Consider the following 20,037-nt stretch of genomic DNA (forward strand, 5'->3'; position numbering starts at 1 on the left):
TGGCACTTACCCCTAGGTAGTGGATAGACTTCCGCCTTATGTGTTCTCACCGCCAGCCCTCTTTGTTGGACGCCTCGTGCGATAACTTCGTCCACGATCTCGCCGCGCTCTCGCCCACGACAGCGACGTCTTTGGGCATTCCCGGATTTGACGGCGAACTCGAGGACTTCTCGCCCGAGTACCACGCCGCCGTCGCGGACCGTACGCGCGAGATGATGGCGGACCTGGACGCCTTGGATGACTGCACGGACGAGTCTGATGATGATGACGACTTCGACGACGTCGATTATGTGACCGCCGCCGTCCTGCGCGACCGCCTGTGCCTGGAACTCGACCTCCACCACAACGGCGAGGACCTGCGCGAGCTCAATAACATTGCGTCCCCGGTGCAGACCATCCGCGACACCCTCGTGCTCATGCCGCACGAGACAGCGGAGCAGGTCGATGCTATCCGCTCCCGCATGTCGAAGATCCCGCGCGCGCTCGACGGCTACAAGCGTTCGCTGCTTGAGGCGGCTTCGCATGGCGCGGTGGCGGCCTCCCGCCAAATCAATGAGGTCATTGGCCAGTGCAATGCGCTTGCCGATGGCTCCCTCTTGGAGGGCTTGGGAGTCAACCCTGAGGCCCCAGAGGTCGAGGGTGCCAAGCGCTCCTTCGAGGAGTTCTCCGCCTGGCTGTCTTCCGAGCTGCAGCCGCAAGCCCCGGCTCATGACGCGGTGGGCCGCGAGCGCTACGAGCGTTTCTCCAAGCTCTTTGTGGGCGACGCCGTGGATCTGGACGAGGCCTATGAGTGGGGCCTGGATCGCGTCGCGGAAATTGGCGCGGAGCAGGAAAAGATCGCGCACCAGTTGTACGGTGCCGAATGCTCCCCACGCACCGCGATGCGCAAGCTCAACGGTGAGGAGCGCTACACGCTGCACGGTCGCGAGGAGCTCGTCGCGTGGATGCAGGCGACGGCGGACCGCGTCATTGCGGAGTTGAATGGCACGGAGTTCGATATTCCGGAGCAAGCGCAGACCATTGAGTGCCTCATCGATCCGGCGGGTACCGGTGGCATCTTCTACACCGGTCCTTCGGAAGACTTCTCGCGTCCGGGCCGCATGTGGTGGTCCGTGCCAGCTGGCCAGGACACCTTCCACACGTGGCAGGAGCTCACTACCGTCCACCACGAGGGCGTGCCGGGCCATCACCTGCAGGTCTCCGCGTCGCTGCTGCAGGACGACCTCAATCTGTGGCGCCGCGCCGCCTGCTGGAACTCCGGCCACGGCGAGGGCTGGGCGCTCTACGCCGAGTCGCTTATGGCGGAGCTTGGCCACATGGATGATCCGGGATACCGCATGGGTCTGCTCGACGCGCAGAAGCTGCGCGCCGCCCGCGTCGTCGTCGACATCGGACTCCACTTGGGCAAGCAGATGCCGGACGGTTCTGGCATCTGGGACAAAGCGCATATGAAGACCTACCTGCGCGAGCACACCGCCATGGATGACGCGAACCTTGCGTTCGAGGTCAACCGCTACCTCGGCTGGCCGGGTCAGGCTCCGTCCTACGCGCTGGGCGAGCGTCTGTGGCACCAGACTCGCGCGGATGCGCTGGCGCAGGGCATGAGCCCCAAGGAATTCCATGCGCAGGCGCTGGCGCTGGGCTCGATTCCTATGTCGATTCTGCGCGAGACGATCCTTAATTAGATCTGCATCGTGAATCTAAGGGCCCAGCAGGCCAAGAATTGAGCCTTGAGGTTCACGATTCTTATGCGAAGGCGAGCGCGATGAGGGCGAGCAGGGGGAGGATCCCCTGCTTGACTGCAGCGCCGCGCTTGTCCGGGGAGGTTGCGAGCAGCCATACGGCGGCGGCGAGTATGCTGCCCAGCCCGGCGATGATGAGCGCCGGGCCGGTGGGCGAGCCCCAGAGGGCAAGGCCCACGGCCGTGATAATCGCGAGCATGAGGTTGTAGAAGCCCATGTTGAAGCCGAGCTCCTTGGTGTGCTCGGCTTCCTCTCGGGTGCCGCCGAAGACGCCCAGCGCCTTCGTGGTCCACGCGAAGGACTCCAGGTAGAAGATGAAGACATGGAGCAGGGTCGCGAGGATAGCGAGGACGAACATGATGATGGTCATGTCACCTAGCATGCGCCCAAATTAGATTGTGTACAATTTAACGCCGGAATTTGCCCAGGAGGCGCAGGATCTGTGGCAGGTAGCCGGCGATCACGAGCACGATGATGAGGCGCACGATCTGGACGGAAACTACCGCAGGACCTGCGCCGCCTTCAGCCGAGAGCGCGAGGACGGTTTCGAGCGCGCCGGGCGAGGTCGCGAGGTAGGCCTCGAAGTACGAGATATCGATCCACACGGTGAGTGGCCACGCCGTGAGTGCGCAGACTCCGATGACGACGACGATGAACAGGATGGTCGCGGGCAGCTGCTTGGCAAAGGACTTCAGTGCGGGCAGGGACAGGCCGCCGCCGCAGATCCAGCCGATGGACATAAACGCCATGATCTTGAAGATGTCGAGCGGCTCGAGCGTGTGGCCCTCCGGCAGGAACTGCGCGACGATGACGGTGAGGATGAGGGGGCCGAGCACCGCCGCGGCGGGCAGGTGCGCGAGTTTGCCCAGCTTCTCGCCGCCCACAGCGATGGCGATGGTGAGCAGGACGATCCACCACGTCGTCTCGCCAGCGACGGAGAGGTCGACGCCCTGGCCGGCGGGCGAGTCGAGGAACGCGACCACGAGCGGCAGTGACATGGACACGGCGAGCAGGCGCAGGTACTGCGTGAGTGCGACGTAGCGGTAGTCGGCGCCGAGCTCGCTGGCCAGCGCCGGCATGAGCGAGGCGCCGCCGGGGAGCATGGACAAGATGCCGGTTTCCCACGAGATATCTTTCGGTTGTGCGCGGTGGATGAGCATGCCGCCCACCATGCCCACGAGCACGCTCACCAGCGACATCGTCACGGCGGCGGGCAGGTAGCCCACGACTTGCCCGAAGGGCACGAGCGTGAGCGGGATGGCGGCCATCATGCCGATGAAGCCACGGGCGAGCGCGTAGAACTGCTTGTTGACGGGCAGCTCCTCGCCGGTGGTGAGCGCCATCGCGCCGGAGACCACAATCGCTGCAAGAATCCACGCCGCGGGCACGTGCAGGTACGTAAATATCGCACCCAAGGCAAGTGACCCAGGAACGATAATCGCCCAACGCGCGTGAACAGACATGGCGTCGAGTTTAATGGGTGCCATGGAGATTGCAGCAGGAGGTTGGGCGGTCCTCGTCGGCGGCGCGGCGGTCGCCGGATGGATCGATGCCGTCATCGGCGGCGGCGGGCTGGTCCTCATTCCGCTCATTCTGGCGGTGGCGCCGCAGCTGGCGCCCGCTGCGGCGCTCGCGACGAACAAGCTGGCGGCGGTGTCGGGGACGGCATCGGCAGCCTTCACGCTCGTGCGCAAGGTCCGCCCGCCGGCCCGTGAATTGATTCCCATGGGGATCATCGCCGCGCTGTCCTCCGGCCTGGGCGCGCTCCTCGTCTCCATGCTCGACAAGTCCGTCATGCGGCCGGTCATTATCGTGTTGATGGTTGTTGTGGGCCTCTTTGTCGCGTTCAAGCCGAGCTTCGGCTCCGGCGACTCCGACGGGATCCACGCCGGATGGCGCGTGGTCGCGGGGCTTGCCGCAGTTGCCGCGATCGCCTTCTACGACGGCATTTTCGGTCCCGGCACCGGCATGTTCCTCATCATGGCGTTCACCGCAATTTTCTCGCAAAACTTCCTACGCTCCGCTGCGATGGCCAAGGTCGTCAACACCTGCACCAACCTAGGCGCACTCGTCGCATTCATCGCCGGCGGCCACGTGCTCTGGGGGCTGGGCATCGTCCTCGCGCTCGCCAATATCGCCGGCGCACAGCTCGGCGCCCGCACCGTCCTAGGTGGCGGCACGAAGCTCATCCGCTACGCGCTTCTCACGCTTGTTATCGTCATGAGCCTCTATTTGTCCTGGCAGCAGTGGAGCTAACTGCCCCGCTCGTGGGCTACGCCTTTTCCTTGGGGTTTAAAAATAAAAGCCCTTAGTTCTTGTTGAGTGGATTTTCGGTATGTTCCCGCCTGCTGAAATTCTGCAGTACAGCGCCCGCGTCTCTGAGCGCGGGCGTCTTTCTTATTTCATGCGGTTCTTCGTCCGGGCTGTCGCCGGTGCCGTCCACGGATCCTCCGGCCACGGGTGCTTGGGGTAGCGCCCGCGCATCTCGGAGCGCACGCCCTGGTACGGCCCCGCCCAAAAACTTGCCAGGTCGTCCGTCACCGCGAGGGGCCGGCCCGCGGGGGAGAGCAGGTGGAACTGGACTCGATGGCCGCAGTATTCGGGGGACTCCGCCAGACCAAAGCACTCCTGCAGCTTGATGTGGACAATCGGGCGTTCGCCCGTCCAGTCGATGCGCGCGTCGCGGCCGCTGGGCACCGCGAGCCGCTCCGGCGCGAGCTCGTCCAGGTGCGTCGCTTCCGGCCACGGCAGCAGGCGTTGCAGCGCAGGGTACATGTCGACCTGGGCAATCGGCGTGCCGTCGGCAATCTTTCGCAATTCCGGCGCGAGCCACACCGCGAGATTCTGTGCCTCGAGGTCGGGCCAGGGCTCGCCGTAGAAATCGTGCAGGTGGCGCAGACGGTCGCGCAGGAGCTGGGCCTTCTCGGAGAAGTGGAAATCATCCAAGTTGATACCGGCAGCGAGCGCGTCGGCCGCCGCCTGTCCCGTGACCTTGACCGGAGTGGAGGAGAGCTCAATGGCTCCGGCACGCTTGACCTTCCGGCCGCGGACTTTCCCTCCGTTGAGCTGTGCGACGACCTCCTCTGTGATGCCGATCGCGTCCAGGGCTTCGGCCTCCTCGATACGTGCGGCCGCGCGGACGATGGCGTTGCCAGCGTGCGACAGGGAGACCTCCGCGATGGCGAGCCACGCGGAGCCGAGGAGCGACGAGTCGCGGACTTTCGCGCGTGTGCCGCTGGCGAGGAGATACTCGTCGTCCTTCATGCGCTTGGCGACCTGCTCGGGGAAGGCCGCGGCGACGACGGCGCCCGGCGTGGTCGGTCCCTTGTCCTCGACGAGCCGCTCGAGGCGCTGCGTTTCTCGCTTGGGTGCGCTCAGCTTTCCGATGTCCCCTCGCGCGTCGTTGCTTACGATCGCCACCGTCGGCGCCGCGCGGCGTCCCAACTTGAGCAGCGCCGCGCCCAGCCGCGGGTCTGTGGGCAGGATGGCGAGCTTCTCGCCGAGCGGGGTCACGGCACCTGCGGACCTCGCACCGAGTGCTTCGAGGGCGCGGTGGGCATCGGCAAGCGCGGCCTTCGGTGGCGGATCGAGGAGCGGGAAGTCGGGGCCCGCGCCCCACGCGTCCATGAAGAGCGCGGCCTGTGTGAGATCGGCGCTCAAGATTTCCGGCGTGATGTGAGGGCTGAAGTGTTGGTAGTCCTCTGCGGAATAGCAGCGAACGACGTGGCCAGGAGCCTCGCGGCCCGCACGGCCGGCGCGCTGATCGGCGCTCGACTTCGACGTGGAGACCGTCACCAATCCGGACATGCCGCGCTGCGCGTCGCGCCGGGGCACGCGCGAGAGGCCTGCGTCGACGACGGTGCGCACGCCCGGCACCGTGAGCGAGGACTCCGCGATGGAGGTCGCGACGACGATGCGCTCTCCGTCGGTGTAGAGCGCCGCGTCCTGTTCTGCCGTGGTCTGCTGGCCGTGGAGGGGATACACGTTGGTCTCGTGATGCGCCAGCAGCACGTCTGCGACCTGATTGACTTCCCGCAGGCCGGGGACGAAGACGAGGGTGGAGCCGGGGTTCTTCTGGTGCGCTGCTTTCGCGGTGCGCGCGACCTCCTGGTAGAACTCTCGGGTGCCTGCAGCTCGGCCATTGAGCGGTGCGTAGCTGGTCTCCACCGGGTACGTCACGGCCTCAGTGGTGTGGATCGGTGCAGTGCCGAGAAGACGCGCGAAGCGCTCCGCGTCGACGGTCGCAGACATGGCGACCACACGGAAATCTTCTCTTAGTGTCGCAAGTTCGACGCACATGGCGAGGACAAGATCCGTGTCGAGCTGACGCTCGTGGACCTCATCGAGCGCGACCGCGGACACGCCTTCAAGCTCCGGATCCTTGAGCAGTCGACGCAGCAGTACGCCCGGCGTCACGAACTCGACGCGGGAGCCCTTCGTGGACTCGCCTCGGATGGCGTAGCCGACCTGCTCGGGTGTGCCGGAGAGCGCCGCGAGGCGATTCGCGGCGGCGCGGACCGCCACGCGCCGGGGCGCAGTGACGATGACCTTGCCGTCTACTTGATTAGACAGCGCCGGCGGGACGAGCGTGGTCTTACCCGTGCCGGGCGGTGCTTGGACCACGACGTGGCCGGTGCTGGGCAGGCTGCCGATGGTCTTGGCAACAGGCAGACCCGCGCCGATGGATTGAAGATCAAACATTAGAAAGGAGATTCGCCCGCCCCAAAGCCCTCGACGGGGCCGTCAAGATCGACGCGCTCGAGGTTCTCACCCTCGAGCTTGCGCACCACGCGGCCAGGCGCGCCGAGAACCAACGAATTATCTGGGATGTCTCGCGTGACGAGCGCGCCCGCGCCCACCACGCAATTTTCGCCAATCGTCACGCCCGGCATGACGGTGACGTTCGCGCCGAACCATGTGTTGCGGCCGACCGTGATCGGCTTCGCGATTTCCCAGCCGCCCTCGCGCATCTCATGGTCGTTTACCGGGTGGCCGACGGTGATGAGCGAGCAGTTTGGGCCGATCATGACTCGCTCGCCGAGCGTCACCGTTGCCTGCGCCAGGATGGTCGCGCCGAAGTTGATGAACACCCCCTTGCCGCATACGAGGTTGCGGCCGTACTCCAGATTGAGCGGCGCATGCATGCCGGGGACCTCAGATTCCTCCGGGAGGATTTCGTGCAGGATTTCCTTTGCGCGCTCGTGGTCCACATTTCCCAGCTCGTTGAACTGCTTGACGAGCGTGAAAGTGCGCGCGTGTTCCGCGCTCGCTTCCGGGTCCGTGCCCGGCAGATGCCACTGGCCGCTGGTCTGACGTTCCCACGTTCCGAATTGCTGCAAGTCCATGGGGCACATTCTACGGGTGCGGTCGTGAGTGCTACTACGCCCAGCGATGCGTGCTGCTTTCCTCTAGGATTCTTTGACAAGCCATGGTTTCTGGGGACATGACTCGGGTTTGGCAGCCTACGGGGCATTTCACTTGATCAGTCGGGACTGGCCTGAATGGTGTCCTCGCCATAAAGCCGACCACGGGGCCGTTGATGCCTATAGGGCGCTTGAGGCGTTGTGATGGTCTGGCTGCGAAAAGGGAATCGTCTTTCTGGATGAATGAATTGCAAGAGCTCCTGCGGTTCGTTATGAACTGCAGGAGCTCCGCGGGGCAAGACTCCCGACCCAGCAACGTGGCTGGAAGGACCCTTGCAATACTGGTAATTCTACGCGATAAATTCCCACGATCAATCGTCGCGTCGTGGTGGTGCGTAACGGGAAACGTCAAATCCCAAAAAGTGATTGGATGGATCCATGCTTTTTGATTCGCTCCCGCGCCCTGCGGTGAAGGTCGCGCCGGGCGTGGCGCACCTGCCGGGGTGGCTGGATATCGACCAGCAGCGCGCGCTCGTGGAGGAGTTTCGCGAGACGGCGCGGGCTTACGCAGGCACGCCGATGGGCATGTACAAGCCGCAGCTCAAGTCCGGGCAGATGAGCGTGTTTCAGCTGCATGTGGGGCGTTTCTGGCACTACGCGAGCTACCGCTATGTCAACAATATTGAGGGCACGCAGGTGCCGCCCATGCCCGAGTCGCTGGCGGGGCTGGCTCCTGCGGCGTTGCGGGCGGCGGCATCGGTAAGCGCGGAGCTCGAACCCTGGGTCGAGGGCTACGTCCCGCAGATGGCGCTTATCAATTACTACCCGCCGGGCTCGGCGATGGGCATGCACGTCGACGACTTCGAGGAGTCCGAAGCACCCGTGATTTCACTGTCCATCGGCGACGAGGCGCTGTTTCGGATGGGAAACACGGACAACCGTAACAAGCCGTGGGATGACATCATGGCGTGCTCGGGCGACCTCATCGTCTTTGGTGGGCCGAAACGCTTTGCGTACCACGGCATCGTGCGCGTGGACGACGGGACGCTGCCGGAAGGCTGTGGCCTGCGCGAAGGGCGGATCAACATCACCATTCGGCAGGTGGATGCGGCGCCGCGGACTCCCGAATAATTCATCGGTCTGGCTACGGATAACCGCGTACCATGTGGGAAAAGATCTCATGTACACGCAGCGAAAGGACCCTGAACCATGGCAATCCCGGCAGATAAGAAGGTAGCGGTCGTCACGGGGGCGTCCTCCGGTATCGGTGAAGCTTCGGCTCGCGCGCTGGCCAGCGATGGCTGGCACGTGGTCGTCGCGGCGCGTCGCATGGATCGCCTAGAGAAGCTCGCCGAGGACATCGGTGGCACGGCGGTGCAGCTCGACGTGACGGATCAGAAGTCCGTGGACGCGCTGGCCGAGGTGCTCCCGCGTGTCGATCTGCTGGTCAATAACGCCGGCGGTGCGAAGGGGCTTGAGCCGCTCGCGGAGACGAAGATTGAGGACTGGCAGTGGATGTTCGACACGAATGTCCTGGGCACCGTGCGCGTGACGCAGGCGCTGCTGTCCAAGCTCGAGGCGGCCCCGGAGAACTCCGGTCTCATTATCAACATGGGCTCCGTTGCGGGCTGGAATGTCTACGAGGGCGGCTCCGCGTACAACAACGCGAAGCACGGCGTGCGCGTCATTTCGCGCGCGCTGCGCATCGAGAACCACAACGTCCGCGTCACAGAGCTGGATCCGGGCCGCGTGGCCACGGAGGAGTTCTCGCTCAACCGCTTCCGCGGTGACGCGGGCAAAGCCGCCGCGGTCTACGACGGCGAGGTCAACCTCACCGCTGAGGACATCGCGGAGGCTGTGCGCTGGGTGGCCTCGCTGCCCGCGCACTTCAACATCGACGTCATGACGCTCAAGCCGCGCACGCAGAGCTAGTGCCGCTGTCTACGCTGGCCGCCCGCTTGGGAGTGTGGGTGGCCGTCCTCGTCGTGCCCGGGCCCGACATCGTGCAGGTCATGCGCGTCGCCCCGCGGTCCATGATGCGGTGGATCGCGCGGTGGAGCGCCCACATCGACGTCGTGGCGGGTGTGATCTTTGTCGTGCTCGGAGCCGTCATGGTGGGGGAGGGATTCGGTAGTCTGAGGGCATGATTTTTACGACCACGAATAACGTTGAAGGCCACGAAATCACTTCATACATTCGGGTGATTGCGGGCGAGACCGTCACCGGCATCAATTTCCTCAAGGACCTGGGCGCGTCCCTGCGCTCCTTTACCGGCGGACGCTCCGCGGGTTACGAGGACGAGGCTGTCAAGGCCCGTGAGTCCGCGCTCAACGAGCTGTGGAACCGCGGCGCGGAGCTCGGTGCCGATGCCGTCGTGGGCATCGCTTTCGACTACTCGCCCATGGGCGCCAACAACGACATGCTTATGGTCACGGCCACCGGCACGGCCGTGAAGCTGCGCCCGCTGAACTAAGCATGCGCCGCCCACAGCGGGTTGAGGCACGCTGGTTGCCGAAAACCCTGTCGTGGCAGGCGTGAGAAGAAGATTTTTGGCAGCCGCGGGGGTGTGCGGCGCGGGCCGCTAGACTGGCACGCATGCTAGAAGTCTCAATCAAAGGCGAGTCCATCAAACTCGGCCAGTTCATTAAGCTGGCCAGCCTCGTGGCCACGGGCGGCGAGGCCAAAGAACTCATCGCCGAAGGTGCGGTGACCGTCAACGGCGAGCCGCAGACCGCACGTGGCCATGCGGTGCACGTGGGCGACGAGGTGTGCATCGGCGACGCGTGCGCGCGCGTCATCGCGCAGGACGACGAGGACGATGACTACTTCGACGAGGCCACGGCCGATGACGATTTTGATCCCGAAAAGTGGAGGAACATGTAATGCCCGCATTCGAAGCTGAAGTGGGCATGCCCTACTGGATTGACCTCACCACGGCGGATACGCGCAAGTCGGCGCGTTTCTACGAAGAAGTCTTGGGGTGGGAGGTTTCCCTCGCAGGCTCGGGAAACCTCGACGCACGCGGATATCGAATGGCCCGCATTCAGGGCCTGCCCATCGCCGGCATGATTCCGCAGCCCGAGGAAGGCAGCATGCCGGATACGTGGGTGACGTACTTCTTGTCGCGGAATATCGATGAGGATTTGGCGAAGGTGGAAAAGCTGGGCGGGCGCGTGCTCGTTCCGGCGCAGCCGGTAGAGCTGGGTCATATGGCGCTCGCCGTCGACACAGCTGGCGGCATGTTTGGGCTCATCCAGCCGGGCGGTGCGGACCAGTTCGTCGCGGGCGGCGAGCCGGGTACCCCGGTGTGGCATGAGCTCACGGCCACGGCGAACTTCCAGCAGGCGTTGGACTTCTACGGCGAGCTCTTCGACTGGGAGATTCGCACGCAGACCGGCCCGGAGATGGACGGCATCGTCTACGCCACCGCCGAGGAAGACGGCGCGCCATTCGCGGGCTTCTGGAACGCGCAGGGCCAGTTCCCGCCGCAGGTCCCGAGCTTCTGGCAGACGTATCTGGGCGTGCGCGATGTGGAGGCCGCCGCGAAGAAGGCCGTGGAGCTTGGCGGCGAGATTATCCGCGAGCCGTGGGATTCGCCGTTTGGCCGCATGGTGCTGCTCGCGGACTCGACGGGTGCGACCGTAACGCTCACCGAGGTTGAGGATGCGCCGGAGGAAGACCCGCGCGAGTCGGACGATCTGCTTGACCTCTAAAAAGACCTCTAAAAGGACCTCTCAGAAGGGGGCCTGGGTGGAAGGCGTGCCGCCGCGCTCGGAGAAGGCGAAAGCCAACGTCGAGCGCGTGCAGGCGCTTGTGCAAAGCATTCCCCCGGGCAACGTTACAACCTACGGGGAGATCGGCAAGGCCACGGGCGTCGGTGCGCGTTACGTCGGCTGGGTCATGCGCGTGCACGGCGCGGATCTTCCCTGGTGGCGCGTGCTGCGTGCGGACGGTTCTCCGCACGACCCGGAGCGGGTCTGGCCGCGCTGGGAGGACGAGGGCATCGGAAGGCTAGCGTCCGGAAAGGCGGACATGCGGGCGCATGGGCTGGACGCGCGGGACCTGCGCGCGCTGGTTGGCAGGAAAGAGGACTAAGGTTTCCGGCATGCTCAAACGCGCTCTTCCTGTTCTCGTTGCCTCCCTCGTGCTGGGCTCCGCCCCGGCCGTCGCCGCCACTACCCTCGATCCCGCCGCCGTTGCCGCGCGCACGCAGGTCACGCTGCGCTACAACAATGGTGTGGTGGTCTCTACCGCGAACTCGCACGAGTCGCGCCCGGCGCTCTCGCTGGTCAAGCTCTATCTGGGCTACTGGGTGCTGCACCACGGAGCGCCTGAGGATAAGGCCCGCGTGGAGAACATGATCCGCTACAGCGAAGACGCCACCGCGTCCGACCTGGACCGCAAGTACCCGCAGGCGATTCCGGAGGTCATTCGCCAGTTCGGCCTGAACGAGACCCATTACCGGGGGCACTGGGGCAACACCACGACCTCTACGGAGGATCTCGCGCGCTTTACCTCGATTATGGTCGGCGACCCGGTGGCGCAGCCCATCGTCACCGGCATGCGCACCGCCGCGCCCGTCGCTGCGGATGGCTACAAACAGGACTACGGCACGTCCCGAATTCCGGGGATTATCGGCACGAAGTTCGGCTGGTCCGACGCACGTGACGTCAATGCGACCGTCTCGCTGGGCAACGGCTTTGTCATCGCGGCGAATACCTATGGCTCGGCCGCGGACCTCACCTTCGACGTCCTGCGCGCCGTGCGTGTGACGCCGGACGGTGCTCCGGCTCCCGCACCGCTTCCCGATGCCCCCGCCACCCGCCAGCCCTCGCAGCTCGAGGCCTCCATCCTGCCGGGCATCCCCGTGCAGTTCCGTGCCCAGGCGCGCCAGTTCATCCGCAACGCGGAGGACCAGGTCGCCGCGACCCAGGCGCAGGCCTGTGCGGCGCTGGCCCAGGCTGGGTCCTCAGGCTCTTCGCAGGTCTGCTAGCTCACGGAGTCGATGGCGCGCTTGCCGGTAAGCAGGTCTGCGCCGGTGCGTTCGCGGTAGGCCTTGATGGCCTTGATGGGTTCGCCCTGCGCGACGAGCGTACGCTCGGCGTCGCTCACGCCGTAGGCGTTGACGTCTTCTGCGGTGAGGCCGAGACGCTGCGTGAGATCCTCGATGACGGCGGCTTGGCGCTGCACTTCGGCGCGCAAGCGCTTTACTTCGGCTGCGTTATTGAACCAGGCGAGCATGATGTTCTCCTTGACTTAGACGGCACGGCTAAACGCGGTGGCGCGCGCGACGAGTTCGGGCTCGGGGCGAATGCCAGTGTAGAGCACAAACTGCTCGAGGGCCTGCAGGCTCATGACCTCGGCGCCGGTGATGATGATTTTCTCGAGTTCCTGCGCGCGGGCGAGCAGCGGCGTGATGGTGGGGCGGGGTACGACGTCGAAGACGACCTCGGCCGCCTGGACTGCGGCGTCGGGCACGGGCAGGTCGGCCGCTTCCGGACCGCCCTCCATGCCGATGGGCGTGCAGTTGATGATGAGCTGTGGTGTGAGCGAACCAAGCTGGGGCGCGTACCCGAAGCCGTACTTGTCCGCGAGCGCAGGGCCCGTGGTGGTGTTACGGGCGACGACGGTGACGTGGGTGAAGCCCTCGTCGCGCAGGGCAGCGACGGTGGCCTTGGCCATACCGCCGGAGCCGAGGACGACGGTCTCGAGCGCTGGGTCGAGCTGGTTGGAACGCAGCAAGGAGACGATGGCGAGGTAGTCCGTGTTGTAGGCCTTCAGATGGCCGTCCGTGTTGACGATGGTGTTGACGGACTCGATGACCTCGGCGGACGGATCCATCTCGTCGACGAGGGCGATGACGTCTTCCTTCCACGGCATGGAAATCGCGGCACCCCGGATCTGCAGGCCACGCACGCCGGCGATTGCCTGCTGGATGTCGTCCGTCGTGAACGCTTTGTAAACGTAGTTGAGCTCGAGCGCGTCGTACAAGTAATTGTGGAAGCGCGTGCCCGTGTTGCCAGGGCGGCCGGACAGCGACAGGCACAGCTGCGTGTCCTTCGTGATGCCGCCGGCGACGAGACGCGGCGAGTCTGTGTTGAGTGATGCTACGGCCGGGATTTCAGTCATGACGCCCAGTGTAACCAGACTTCCCACGGCGCCTCGCGGAGCTTAGTGGTGCTCGACCTGCTTGATTTCTTCGGACATGTCGCGGCCCAGATCGGCGGCGCTGAATTCGTCCGTGAGCGGCAGGCGCAGCTGCAGATCCGTGCACAGGCACAGCTCGACGGTGCCTTCCTCGAGGACGAAGTCCACGAGGTGGCCGCCCCAGGTGCGCTCGTCGTTGATGACGTGGGCGTGGCAGCCGGCCACGGAGATGGCGGCCTCGTAGAGCGGCGTGCGGAACCCGGCGATGGTGCCCGTGAAATTGTCGAGCCGCACGACCTCCTCGCCGTCCGTGGCCTCGACCATGGGGCGGTAGGGCTGCTCCTGGCGTTCCACGGTGCGCGCGCTGGCCCAGCTAAAACGGCCGGTAACGCGCAGGGCGTACATGTAGTTGGAGCTGGGAATGAATCCGTCTACGACCTTGGAGAATTCCTCACGCGTGAGCGGGCCGGTGAGTTCCTCGCGGATAGAGGGCACGAAGTTGGTGACCACGGCATAGGGCGTGCGCTCGTCGAGCGGGGGTTCGGTGACGGAGCCATCGGAGCGCAGGCGGTAGCAGCGCCCATCGAGGATGACCATCTCGCCGTCGAGGCCGTTGAAGGTGCCAATGCCAAAGGAGCCGTGACCGAGGAGCTCGGACAACATCATCTCGTCCTCGTAGACGCCCTGGGCGAGAGAGGTGATGAGGCTGGTTTGGAAGATGGCGTGGCGCGTGTGGTGCATGCGTTCCAGCTTAGACGCGGGTCCGCAACTCCTTCACGGCCACGTAGCCCGGATCCGCCGCTGCGAGACGCCGCGCGCGGTGCACGAGCAGGAAAACTGTGGGATAAGTAAGAAGTGCGGAACACACCATGGGGGCGTAGACCCACCACGCGTCCGTGTCGAGCGTGATGTTCCACAGGAAGTGGCCCGCGAAGGCGAAGGCGAGGAAACCCGCGGCAACGCCCACGCGGCGCAGGCGCGACCACTCGGCGGCGTAGAGCGCCCAGCCCACACCCCAGCCGGCGATGGCCGTGAAGACGACGTGGAGGCAGGGCCCAGCGATAACGCGCAGGCCCCACATGGCCCAGAAGCCGCCCCAGTCCGAGACCGGATCCATGAGCGCTCCCATAAACGAGTACAGGAGATTCTCGGTGGTCTCGAAGCCCAGGCCCACGACGGCGCCGGCAAGGAACCCATGCCACGGGCGGCGCAGCTCACGGAAGGACAGGAGCAGAAGGAACACGCCCAGGGCCTTCGCCGGTTCTTCCGGGTAGGCGCCGCCGAAGGAGGCGATGAGGGGATCCCAGCGCCAGTGGTCGATGATGTCGAACCACCCCAGCCCTGCAGCGGAGACGACGCCGAAGGACGTTCCCGAGCCCCAGAGCAGCGCGGCGACGACCCACGCGCGCCCGCCCGGCCACGCCGGCCGGGTGAGGTGGAGCAGCCACAGGACTATCGCGGTGTAGAGGGCGGCGAGGGCCGAGCCCGCCAGCGCGAGCCCCGGCAGCACAAAGAAAACAGGAAACACGAAGAGGGCCAAGACCACAATGCCCAGGCCCAGACCAGCCCAGAGGACCCCGCGGGCGGCGCGACTCATACGTTCACCGCCTGCGGAAGCGCCGGCTCAAAGCCGTCGTGGGAGTCGATGTGCGCGAGCTCGTCCGTGATCGTCGCCGGCAACGCCTCGCCGGTCGCTGCCTGCCACGTGGGAGCCAGGACAGAGGCCGCGTCCGCGCCCTCAAAGGTGACGACGAAGGCCGTGTTCTCTTCTGGGGCCTCGTTTGGGGCGGGGAGGATGAGGGCTGCGGCGCCGGTGGGGGCATCGGCAAGCACGAGGGTCGAGCCGGAGACTGCGACGGGGCCAGCAGGGTCCGTGCCGAACGCGATATTGCGCAGGGCGCGCCGGGCGGCGAGCTCTGCGTCCGCGACGCCGGGAGTCTCCGTGACCGTGACGGTCGTATCCCCGCAATACCAGCCCTCAGAAGGCAGCAATCCGGCCGTGGGCGTGCACTCCATGGGCACGGCGACGTCTCCAATGACCAGTGGCTCCGCCGGGCGGAGTTGGTCTGGAAGCGTGAGCCAATAGACCGTGGGCGCAAAGAGCAGGACCGCGGCGCTCAGCAGCACCGCAGTGAGCCCTGCCCCCATGCGCGGGGGCTGGAGACGATAGGAGAAAGCGGGAGCGGACATGGCGTCCACCTTAGCTATTAAGCTTGGGCGGCATGAATGACCTTTACCAGTTTCTGAATGGGCCCTGGCTGGCCACGCACGAGATCCCCGCGGACCGCGCGGTGGACGGTACGTTCCATAAGCTGCGCGATGACGCGGAGGAGATGGAGCACGAGATTGTGAAGAACGATACCGGCCGCGCCGGGAAGTTCTACGCCGCGTTTATGGATGTCGACGCGCTCAACGCCGCGGGCGTGGCTCCGCTCGACGCGGACCTCGACCGCCTCGCCGTGGCGGATACACAGGAGCTCGCGCGCGTGTTGGGTGAGCTGGACCGACTCGGGATTGGTAGCCCAGTGGCTGCCTACATTGAGAAGGACCCGGGCGGCACTGATGCGATTGCGACGCTTATCCAGTCGGGCCTCGGCCTGCCGGATGAGGCCTACTACCGCGAGGAGGCCCACGCGGAGACCCTCAAGGCCTACCGCGCGCACGTGGAGCGCATGCTTGGCTTCCTCGATTCCGGCCGCATCTTTGGTTTGCCTGCCGATGCCGCCGCCACCCGCATCGTCGCACTTGAGACCTCCATCGCGGCTGGTCATTGGGACGTCGTCGCCTCCCGCGACGCTGTGAAGACCTATAACCCGACCGAGTTCACTGATCTGCCCGAGCACGTGCAAGAGATCCTGCGCGGCGCCCGGTTCCCTGAGTCCCGCGTCGTTGTCGCACAGCCGTCCTTCCTCACGCACCTGGATTCGCTGTTTACCGCAGACCGCATTGCGGACTGGCAGCTGTGGGCAACATGGCACATCCTGCGCGGCCGCGCGGCCCTGCTCACCGAGGAGATTTCTAAGGCCAACTTCGCTTTCTACGGCACGACGCTCACCGGTGCCACCGAGCAGCGCGATCGCTGGAAGCGTGCCCTTGGTCAGGCCGGCTACGTGGGCCAGGAGATTGGCAAGGCTTACGTGGACAAGCACTTCCCGGCCTCGTACAAGGAAGAGATGCTTGAGCTGGTCTCTTACCTGCTCGACGCCTACCGTTCCCGTATTTCCGAGCTGCCGTGGATGACCGCCGAGACCCGCGAGCGCGCCCTGGAGAAGCTGGGCAAGTTCAACGCGAAGATCGGTTACCCGGATAAGTGGCGCTCGTACGAGGGCCTGGAGCCCACGGACGACGCCGTCGAAAACGACCGCCGCGGCTCCGCCTTCTCGCACGACTATGAGCTGGCCAAGATGGGCAAGCCGGCCGACCGCACGGAGTGGTTCGCCACCCCGCAGACCGTCAACGCCTTCTACAACCCGGTGGCCAACGACATCACGTTCCCCGCTGGCATCCTGCGCCCGCCGTTCTTCACCGCGTCCGCTGAGGGCGGTGACGTCGCGGAGAACTTTGGCGCCATCGGTGCCGTCATCGGCCACGAGATCGGCCACGGCTTCGACGACCAGGGCTCCCAGTACGACGGCGACGGCAACCTCACCTCCTGGTGGACTGACGAGGACCGTGCCGCGTTTGAGAAGCTCACCGCCAAGCTCGTGGATCAGTATCAGGGCCAGGTGCCCACCGTGCTCAAGGAAGCCGGTATCGAGTCTTCCGGCGTGAACGGCGCCTTCACCCTGGGCGAGAACATTGGCGACCTCGGCGGCCTGGGTATTGCCGTCGTGGCGTACAAGAAGTACTGCGTCGATCACGATCTAGACCCGCTCGGTCAGGTCCGGCCCTTCACCGCTGAAGGCGCCGAGCCCGCTCTCGCCGAGCAGGAGTGGAACGGCCTCCAGCGCCTCTTCTTCGCCTGGGCCCGTGTGTGGCGCACTGCCATCCGCCCGGAGATGGCCGCCCAGTACCTCGCCATCGACCCGCACTCGCCGGCCGAGTTCCGCTGCAACCTCATTGTCGCCAATGTCGCGGAGTACTACGAGGCCTTCGACGTGCCTTCCGATGCCCCCACCTACGTCGCGCCCGAGGACCGCGTCACCATCTGGTAGCTCGCTTCGGCGTCCGATAGCCACAACGCCCGAATAAGGTCGAGAATTTTCAATTTTTCGCTTCTTATTCGGGCGTTGTGGCTATTTCTTCTTGTTGCTTGATGTCGTGCTGCTTGATTTCGAGCTGCGCGCCGATGCTAGCGCGTAGACGAACGCGACCGTCGTCACGCCGATGCGCACCCAGTCATTGGGAAACGCGAGGGTGAGGTGTCAGGATTCTTTTTGACACCCCACCCACAACGCCGTGCGGATCTCGGGCAGCGGGCGGGGCGTGGAGGTAGGCCGCCAGGTACTTCTCTCTAGGAGATTTCAAATCCTCGGGGTGAATGCAATGCTCCTTCCAGTCGCATTGCATTCACCACCTGAACCGGCCCCCATTGAAACGAGGAATTTTCGGCAGGAACAGGAACTGCTCAGCTGGCTTCCAGGAAACCAGGCTCGAACTCTCACGACCCTGCCCAGAAATCCGCGCGGTGCGTGCAGGTGGGTGTCCTTAAATAAGTCTCATACCCGAACATCACGTATAAGAGGACTCCCATGCAGCGCTTGACCTTGCGCACAAAGATCATCGCCGGCATCGTCGCCGGTGCTACCGCCATTTCCCTGGCCGCGTGCAGCGCGAACGACACGACCAGCACCGCATCCGCCACGTCCGTGCAGACCACGCAGCTCGCCGATCTCCTTGAGGACACCACCGACGTCGGCGCGGACAACCCCGACCTTTTTGATCTGTCGCAGTCCCACGAGGTTTCCCTCGATATTGACCAGGACGCCATCGACACCATGCTTGAGGACTACCAAAGCGGCGACGAAAAGACCTGGGTGAAGGCCAACATCACGATTGACGGCACGACCATCGAGAATGTCGGTGTGCGTCTCAAGGGCAACTCCTCCCTGCGCACTCTCGGCGGCAACTCCGGTATGCCGGGCGGCGGACAAGCGCCTGGTGAGAATGCCGACGGTCAGGCTCCCGCAGGAATGCAGATGCCCACGGACGGCGAGAAGCCCACCCCGCCCGACAGTGGTCAGGGTGGCCCTGGCGGGGCCCCGCAAGGCGGCGGCATGTCCGGCTCCAGCATCGACGAAAGCGACGTGACCACCTGGCCGTTGCTCATCAGCTTCGACAAGTATGAGGACGGCCGCGTCTACCAAGGCATGTCCCAGTTCTCGCTGCGCTCGGGCATTCCGTCGCTCAACGAGGCGACGGCGCTCTCGGCCACCGCCGAAACCGGTCAGGCCTCGCAGCGCTACACGTACCTCACGTATTCGGTCAATGGCGGCGAGACGCTTACTCGCATCGCACTGGAGAACCCGGACGAATACTACGCGGCCCGCCTTGGTGACGGCATCCTCTACAAGGCGGACTCCGAAAGCTCCTTTACCTACCAGGGCGATGACCCGGAAACCTACGAGGATCAGTTCAAGATCGAGTCCAAGGATGACGACGTGGAGAAGGAACAGCCCATCGTGGATCTGCTCAAGTGGATGGACTCCGCCGACGACACCGAATTCGACGCGCACCTCGAGGATTACGTCGACGTCGACTCCTTCGCGAAGTACCTCGCCACCCAGAACCTGCTCGTCAACAGTGATGACATGGCCGGCCCCGGCAAGAATTACTACCTCTGGTACGACAATGAGACGAAGAAGGTCTCCGTCGTGTCGTGGGACCTCGACATGTCGATGCAGAATAATGCGGAGCAGTCCCCGGACGAGTCCGCATCCATGGGTGGCGGCCGCCGCCAGCAGGCCCAGCCTTCCGATGCCGCCACCTCCACCACCGCAGACGCCGCAGCCACCCAGACCGCAGACATTCAGGAGCAGCAGGGCGGCATGATGAGCGGCAACGAGCTCAAGACGCGCTTCCTGGCGTCCGAGAAGTTCAAGGCCGTCTATGACCAGGCGTACTGGGACCTCTACGAGCAGATCTATGGCTCGGGATTCGCTGAAAAGACGCTGGAGAACCTGCGCTCGCAGGTTCCGGCGACGGACGGGACGCCACAGTCAGACATCGACTCGGCCGCAGACAAGCTGCAGGAATTCATCACGCAGCGCAAGGACTATCTGGCCACTCAGAAGGCCTAGGCCTTGCGTCGCGAGGCGCGCGGAACGACGGCACCAGCGAGGTAGTCGGCGCCGGTTTCGTGATCAATGACGCGTAATTGGCCGGGGGCCTTTGGCTCGTCGATGAGGGTGGAATAGCAAAAGAACTCGCCCTCGCCGCCGGTGCCATAGGCGGTAAAACGCTGGGGGATGTCGTTGTCCTCGCGGTCGACGAAGCCCGCGGATACGTCCGATTCTTCGACGATCCTCTTGAACTCAGCCTTTGCCACGCGGTCATCGGCGCCGAAGGCGACGGAGCGCTCGCCGAGCACGGAGTGATCCATGCGTGCGATTTCCTTCTTGGTGGCGTTATCCGCGGCGCGATAGGAGAGGAAGAGCTGGCCCAGCTCGCCGGAGAAGGTGCGGCCGATGATGACCTCGATGCCCACCTCGCCGTCCGGATCCACCGCGCGATACGAACCGAGACGCTCGGTGATGGTGGAAAACTCGGCGCACAGCTCGTCCTTGGTGGGCGAGAGGGTGGCTTCGGGGTGCACGGTCGCTTCAGTCATGCCGGCCAGCTTAGCG

At 65.0% G+C, this 20,037-nt stretch carries 22 protein-coding genes; 12 read left to right on the plus strand and 10 right to left on the minus strand.

Annotated features, from left to right (window positions below; all coding sequences use genetic code 11):
- Positions 1 to 38 precede the first annotated feature (38 nt).
- Complete coding sequence (locus HMPREF0307_RS01610; RefSeq protein WP_066485763.1) at positions 39 to 1,685, plus strand: DUF885 domain-containing protein; 1,647 nt, start codon at positions 39 to 41, stop codon at positions 1,683 to 1,685.
- Between the two features lie 61 nt (positions 1,686 to 1,746).
- On the opposite strand, the gene HMPREF0307_RS01615 is transcribed toward HMPREF0307_RS01610, so the two are convergent.
- Together HMPREF0307_RS01615 and HMPREF0307_RS01620 are read right to left on the minus strand one after the other, a co-directional pair.
- Entirely contained in the window at positions 1,747 to 2,112 is a 366-nt protein-coding gene (locus tag HMPREF0307_RS01615) for a DUF1304 domain-containing protein (protein WP_066485766.1), read from the minus strand.
- A gap of 37 nt (positions 2,113 to 2,149) precedes the next feature.
- Positions 2,150 to 3,205 (minus strand): AbrB family transcriptional regulator, encoded by a 1,056-nt coding sequence (locus HMPREF0307_RS01620; protein WP_231724994.1) that lies wholly within the window; start codon positions 3,203 to 3,205, stop codon positions 2,150 to 2,152.
- A gap of 22 nt (positions 3,206 to 3,227) precedes the next feature.
- Here HMPREF0307_RS01620 and HMPREF0307_RS01625 point away from each other — a divergent pair, with 22 nt between their 5' ends.
- On the plus strand, positions 3,228 to 3,998 hold the full coding sequence (locus HMPREF0307_RS01625; protein WP_066486057.1) for a TSUP family transporter: 771 nt from the start codon (positions 3,228 to 3,230) through the stop codon (positions 3,996 to 3,998).
- Between the two features lie 141 nt (positions 3,999 to 4,139).
- On the opposite strand, the gene HMPREF0307_RS01630 is transcribed toward HMPREF0307_RS01625, so the two are convergent.
- Positions 4,140 to 6,443 (minus strand): ATP-dependent RNA helicase, encoded by a 2,304-nt coding sequence (locus tag HMPREF0307_RS01630; RefSeq protein WP_066485772.1) that lies wholly within the window; start codon positions 6,441 to 6,443, stop codon positions 4,140 to 4,142.
- Positions 6,443 to 7,087: a sugar O-acetyltransferase gene (locus tag HMPREF0307_RS01635; protein WP_231724995.1), complete on the minus strand. Its 645-nt coding sequence runs from the start codon at positions 7,085 to 7,087 to the stop codon at positions 6,443 to 6,445. The genes HMPREF0307_RS01630 and HMPREF0307_RS01635 overlap by 1 nt, the downstream gene beginning before the upstream one ends.
- A 456-nt stretch (positions 7,088 to 7,543) precedes the next feature.
- Between HMPREF0307_RS01635 and HMPREF0307_RS01640 the strand changes: the two genes are divergently transcribed.
- From HMPREF0307_RS01640 to HMPREF0307_RS01675, 8 genes are all read left to right on the plus strand, one after another.
- Entirely contained in the window at positions 7,544 to 8,236 is a 693-nt protein-coding gene (locus tag HMPREF0307_RS01640) for an alpha-ketoglutarate-dependent dioxygenase AlkB family protein (RefSeq protein ID WP_066485782.1), read from the plus strand.
- A gap of 78 nt (positions 8,237 to 8,314) precedes the next feature.
- Positions 8,315 to 9,037, plus strand: a complete 723-nt coding sequence (locus HMPREF0307_RS01645; RefSeq protein ID WP_066485791.1) for an SDR family oxidoreductase — start codon at positions 8,315 to 8,317, stop codon at positions 9,035 to 9,037.
- Positions 9,037 to 9,252, plus strand: a complete 216-nt coding sequence (locus HMPREF0307_RS01650) for a hypothetical protein (RefSeq protein WP_066485799.1) — start codon at positions 9,037 to 9,039, stop codon at positions 9,250 to 9,252. Before HMPREF0307_RS01645 ends, HMPREF0307_RS01650 begins: the two co-directional genes overlap by 1 nt.
- Entirely contained in the window at positions 9,249 to 9,578 is a 330-nt protein-coding gene (locus HMPREF0307_RS01655; protein WP_066485805.1) for a YbjQ family protein, read from the plus strand. Before HMPREF0307_RS01650 ends, HMPREF0307_RS01655 begins: the two co-directional genes overlap by 4 nt.
- 122 nt (positions 9,579 to 9,700) lie before the next feature.
- Positions 9,701 to 9,988 carry an RNA-binding S4 domain-containing protein gene (locus tag HMPREF0307_RS01660; protein ID WP_066485813.1) on the plus strand — a complete coding sequence of 96 codons (288 nt, stop codon included), beginning with the start codon at positions 9,701 to 9,703 and terminating at the stop codon, positions 9,986 to 9,988.
- Positions 9,988 to 10,818: a VOC family protein gene (locus HMPREF0307_RS01665; RefSeq protein WP_066485816.1), complete on the plus strand. Its 831-nt coding sequence runs from the start codon at positions 9,988 to 9,990 to the stop codon at positions 10,816 to 10,818. The genes HMPREF0307_RS01660 and HMPREF0307_RS01665 overlap by 1 nt, the downstream gene beginning before the upstream one ends.
- 88 nt (positions 10,819 to 10,906) lie before the next feature.
- The gene (locus HMPREF0307_RS01670) at positions 10,907 to 11,200 is read left to right on the plus strand and encodes an MGMT family protein (RefSeq protein WP_231732360.1); all 294 of its coding nucleotides are present in this window, start codon (positions 10,907 to 10,909) and stop codon (positions 11,198 to 11,200) included.
- Between the two features lie 10 nt (positions 11,201 to 11,210).
- Positions 11,211 to 12,098, plus strand: a complete 888-nt coding sequence (locus HMPREF0307_RS01675) for a hypothetical protein (RefSeq protein WP_066485822.1) — start codon at positions 11,211 to 11,213, stop codon at positions 12,096 to 12,098.
- Here the strand turns inward: HMPREF0307_RS01675 and HMPREF0307_RS01680 are convergent.
- The 5 genes from HMPREF0307_RS01680 to HMPREF0307_RS01700 are packed head-to-tail and all read right to left on the minus strand — an operon-like array spanning position 12,095 to position 15,442.
- Positions 12,095 to 12,346 carry a hypothetical protein gene (locus HMPREF0307_RS01680; protein WP_066485831.1) on the minus strand — a complete coding sequence of 84 codons (252 nt, stop codon included), beginning with the start codon at positions 12,344 to 12,346 and terminating at the stop codon, positions 12,095 to 12,097. The two genes, HMPREF0307_RS01675 and HMPREF0307_RS01680, sit on opposite strands and share 4 nt — an antisense overlap.
- 15 nt (positions 12,347 to 12,361) lie before the next feature.
- On the minus strand, positions 12,362 to 13,234 hold the full coding sequence (locus HMPREF0307_RS01685; protein WP_082723176.1) for a shikimate 5-dehydrogenase: 873 nt from the start codon (positions 13,232 to 13,234) through the stop codon (positions 12,362 to 12,364).
- A gap of 42 nt (positions 13,235 to 13,276) precedes the next feature.
- The gene (gene budA, locus HMPREF0307_RS01690) at positions 13,277 to 13,993 is read right to left on the minus strand and encodes an acetolactate decarboxylase (protein ID WP_066485834.1); all 717 of its coding nucleotides are present in this window, start codon (positions 13,991 to 13,993) and stop codon (positions 13,277 to 13,279) included.
- Positions 13,994 to 14,003: 10 nt separating this feature from the next.
- Complete coding sequence (locus HMPREF0307_RS01695) at positions 14,004 to 14,849, minus strand: PrsW family intramembrane metalloprotease (protein ID WP_066485836.1); 846 nt, start codon at positions 14,847 to 14,849, stop codon at positions 14,004 to 14,006.
- On the minus strand, positions 14,846 to 15,442 hold the full coding sequence (locus HMPREF0307_RS01700) for a hypothetical protein (RefSeq protein ID WP_066485838.1): 597 nt from the start codon (positions 15,440 to 15,442) through the stop codon (positions 14,846 to 14,848). Before HMPREF0307_RS01700 ends, HMPREF0307_RS01695 begins: the two co-directional genes overlap by 4 nt.
- Before the next feature lie 32 nt (positions 15,443 to 15,474).
- Here HMPREF0307_RS01700 and HMPREF0307_RS01705 point away from each other — a divergent pair, with 32 nt between their 5' ends.
- Together HMPREF0307_RS01705 and HMPREF0307_RS01710 are read left to right on the plus strand one after the other, a co-directional pair.
- Entirely contained in the window at positions 15,475 to 17,406 is a 1,932-nt protein-coding gene (locus HMPREF0307_RS01705) for a M13 family metallopeptidase (protein ID WP_066485840.1), read from the plus strand.
- Between the two features lie 537 nt (positions 17,407 to 17,943).
- The gene (locus HMPREF0307_RS01710; protein WP_066485849.1) at positions 17,944 to 19,491 is read left to right on the plus strand and encodes a CotH kinase family protein; all 1,548 of its coding nucleotides are present in this window, start codon (positions 17,944 to 17,946) and stop codon (positions 19,489 to 19,491) included.
- Here HMPREF0307_RS01710 and HMPREF0307_RS01715 read toward each other — a convergent pair.
- Positions 19,488 to 20,021, minus strand: coding sequence for a CG0192 family protein (locus HMPREF0307_RS01715; RefSeq protein ID WP_066485852.1), 534 nt, complete (start codon positions 20,019 to 20,021; stop codon positions 19,488 to 19,490). The genes HMPREF0307_RS01710 and HMPREF0307_RS01715 overlap by 4 nt on opposite strands.
- Between the last annotated feature and the right edge of the window lie 16 nt (positions 20,022 to 20,037).

The organism is Corynebacterium sp. DNF00584 (genome assembly GCF_001552965.1).
GTDB classification, from domain to species: domain Bacteria; phylum Actinomycetota; class Actinomycetes; order Mycobacteriales; family Mycobacteriaceae; genus Corynebacterium; species Corynebacterium phoceense.

Coding starts and splice junctions, on each gene's coding strand:
- HMPREF0307_RS01610 (WP_066485763.1), top strand. CDS start 39: ATGTGTTCTCACCGCCAGCCCTCTTTGTTGGACGCCTCGTGCGATAAC.
- HMPREF0307_RS01615 (WP_066485766.1), bottom strand. CDS start 2,112: ATGACCATCATCATGTTCGTCCTCGCTATCCTCGCGACCCTGCTCCAT.
- HMPREF0307_RS01620 (WP_231724994.1), bottom strand. CDS start 3,205: ATGTCTGTTCACGCGCGTTGGGCGATTATCGTTCCTGGGTCACTTGCC.
- HMPREF0307_RS01625 (WP_066486057.1), top strand. CDS start 3,228: ATGGAGATTGCAGCAGGAGGTTGGGCGGTCCTCGTCGGCGGCGCGGCG.
- HMPREF0307_RS01630 (WP_066485772.1), bottom strand. CDS start 6,443: ATGTTTGATCTTCAATCCATCGGCGCGGGTCTGCCTGTTGCCAAGACC.
- HMPREF0307_RS01635 (WP_231724995.1), bottom strand. CDS start 7,087: ATGGACTTGCAGCAATTCGGAACGTGGGAACGTCAGACCAGCGGCCAG.
- HMPREF0307_RS01640 (WP_066485782.1), top strand. CDS start 7,544: ATGCTTTTTGATTCGCTCCCGCGCCCTGCGGTGAAGGTCGCGCCGGGC.
- HMPREF0307_RS01645 (WP_066485791.1), top strand. CDS start 8,315: ATGGCAATCCCGGCAGATAAGAAGGTAGCGGTCGTCACGGGGGCGTCC.
- HMPREF0307_RS01655 (WP_066485805.1), top strand. CDS start 9,249: ATGATTTTTACGACCACGAATAACGTTGAAGGCCACGAAATCACTTCA.
- HMPREF0307_RS01660 (WP_066485813.1), top strand. CDS start 9,701: ATGCTAGAAGTCTCAATCAAAGGCGAGTCCATCAAACTCGGCCAGTTC.
- HMPREF0307_RS01665 (WP_066485816.1), top strand. CDS start 9,988: ATGCCCGCATTCGAAGCTGAAGTGGGCATGCCCTACTGGATTGACCTC.
- HMPREF0307_RS01675 (WP_066485822.1), top strand. CDS start 11,211: ATGCTCAAACGCGCTCTTCCTGTTCTCGTTGCCTCCCTCGTGCTGGGC.
- HMPREF0307_RS01680 (WP_066485831.1), bottom strand. CDS start 12,346: ATGCTCGCCTGGTTCAATAACGCAGCCGAAGTAAAGCGCTTGCGCGCC.
- HMPREF0307_RS01685 (WP_082723176.1), bottom strand. CDS start 13,234: ATGACTGAAATCCCGGCCGTAGCATCACTCAACACAGACTCGCCGCGT.
- budA (WP_066485834.1), bottom strand. CDS start 13,993: ATGCACCACACGCGCCACGCCATCTTCCAAACCAGCCTCATCACCTCT.
- HMPREF0307_RS01695 (WP_066485836.1), bottom strand. CDS start 14,849: ATGAGTCGCGCCGCCCGCGGGGTCCTCTGGGCTGGTCTGGGCCTGGGC.
- HMPREF0307_RS01700 (WP_066485838.1), bottom strand. CDS start 15,442: ATGTCCGCTCCCGCTTTCTCCTATCGTCTCCAGCCCCCGCGCATGGGG.
- HMPREF0307_RS01705 (WP_066485840.1), top strand. CDS start 15,475: ATGAATGACCTTTACCAGTTTCTGAATGGGCCCTGGCTGGCCACGCAC.
- HMPREF0307_RS01710 (WP_066485849.1), top strand. CDS start 17,944: ATGCAGCGCTTGACCTTGCGCACAAAGATCATCGCCGGCATCGTCGCC.
- HMPREF0307_RS01715 (WP_066485852.1), bottom strand. CDS start 20,021: ATGACTGAAGCGACCGTGCACCCCGAAGCCACCCTCTCGCCCACCAAG.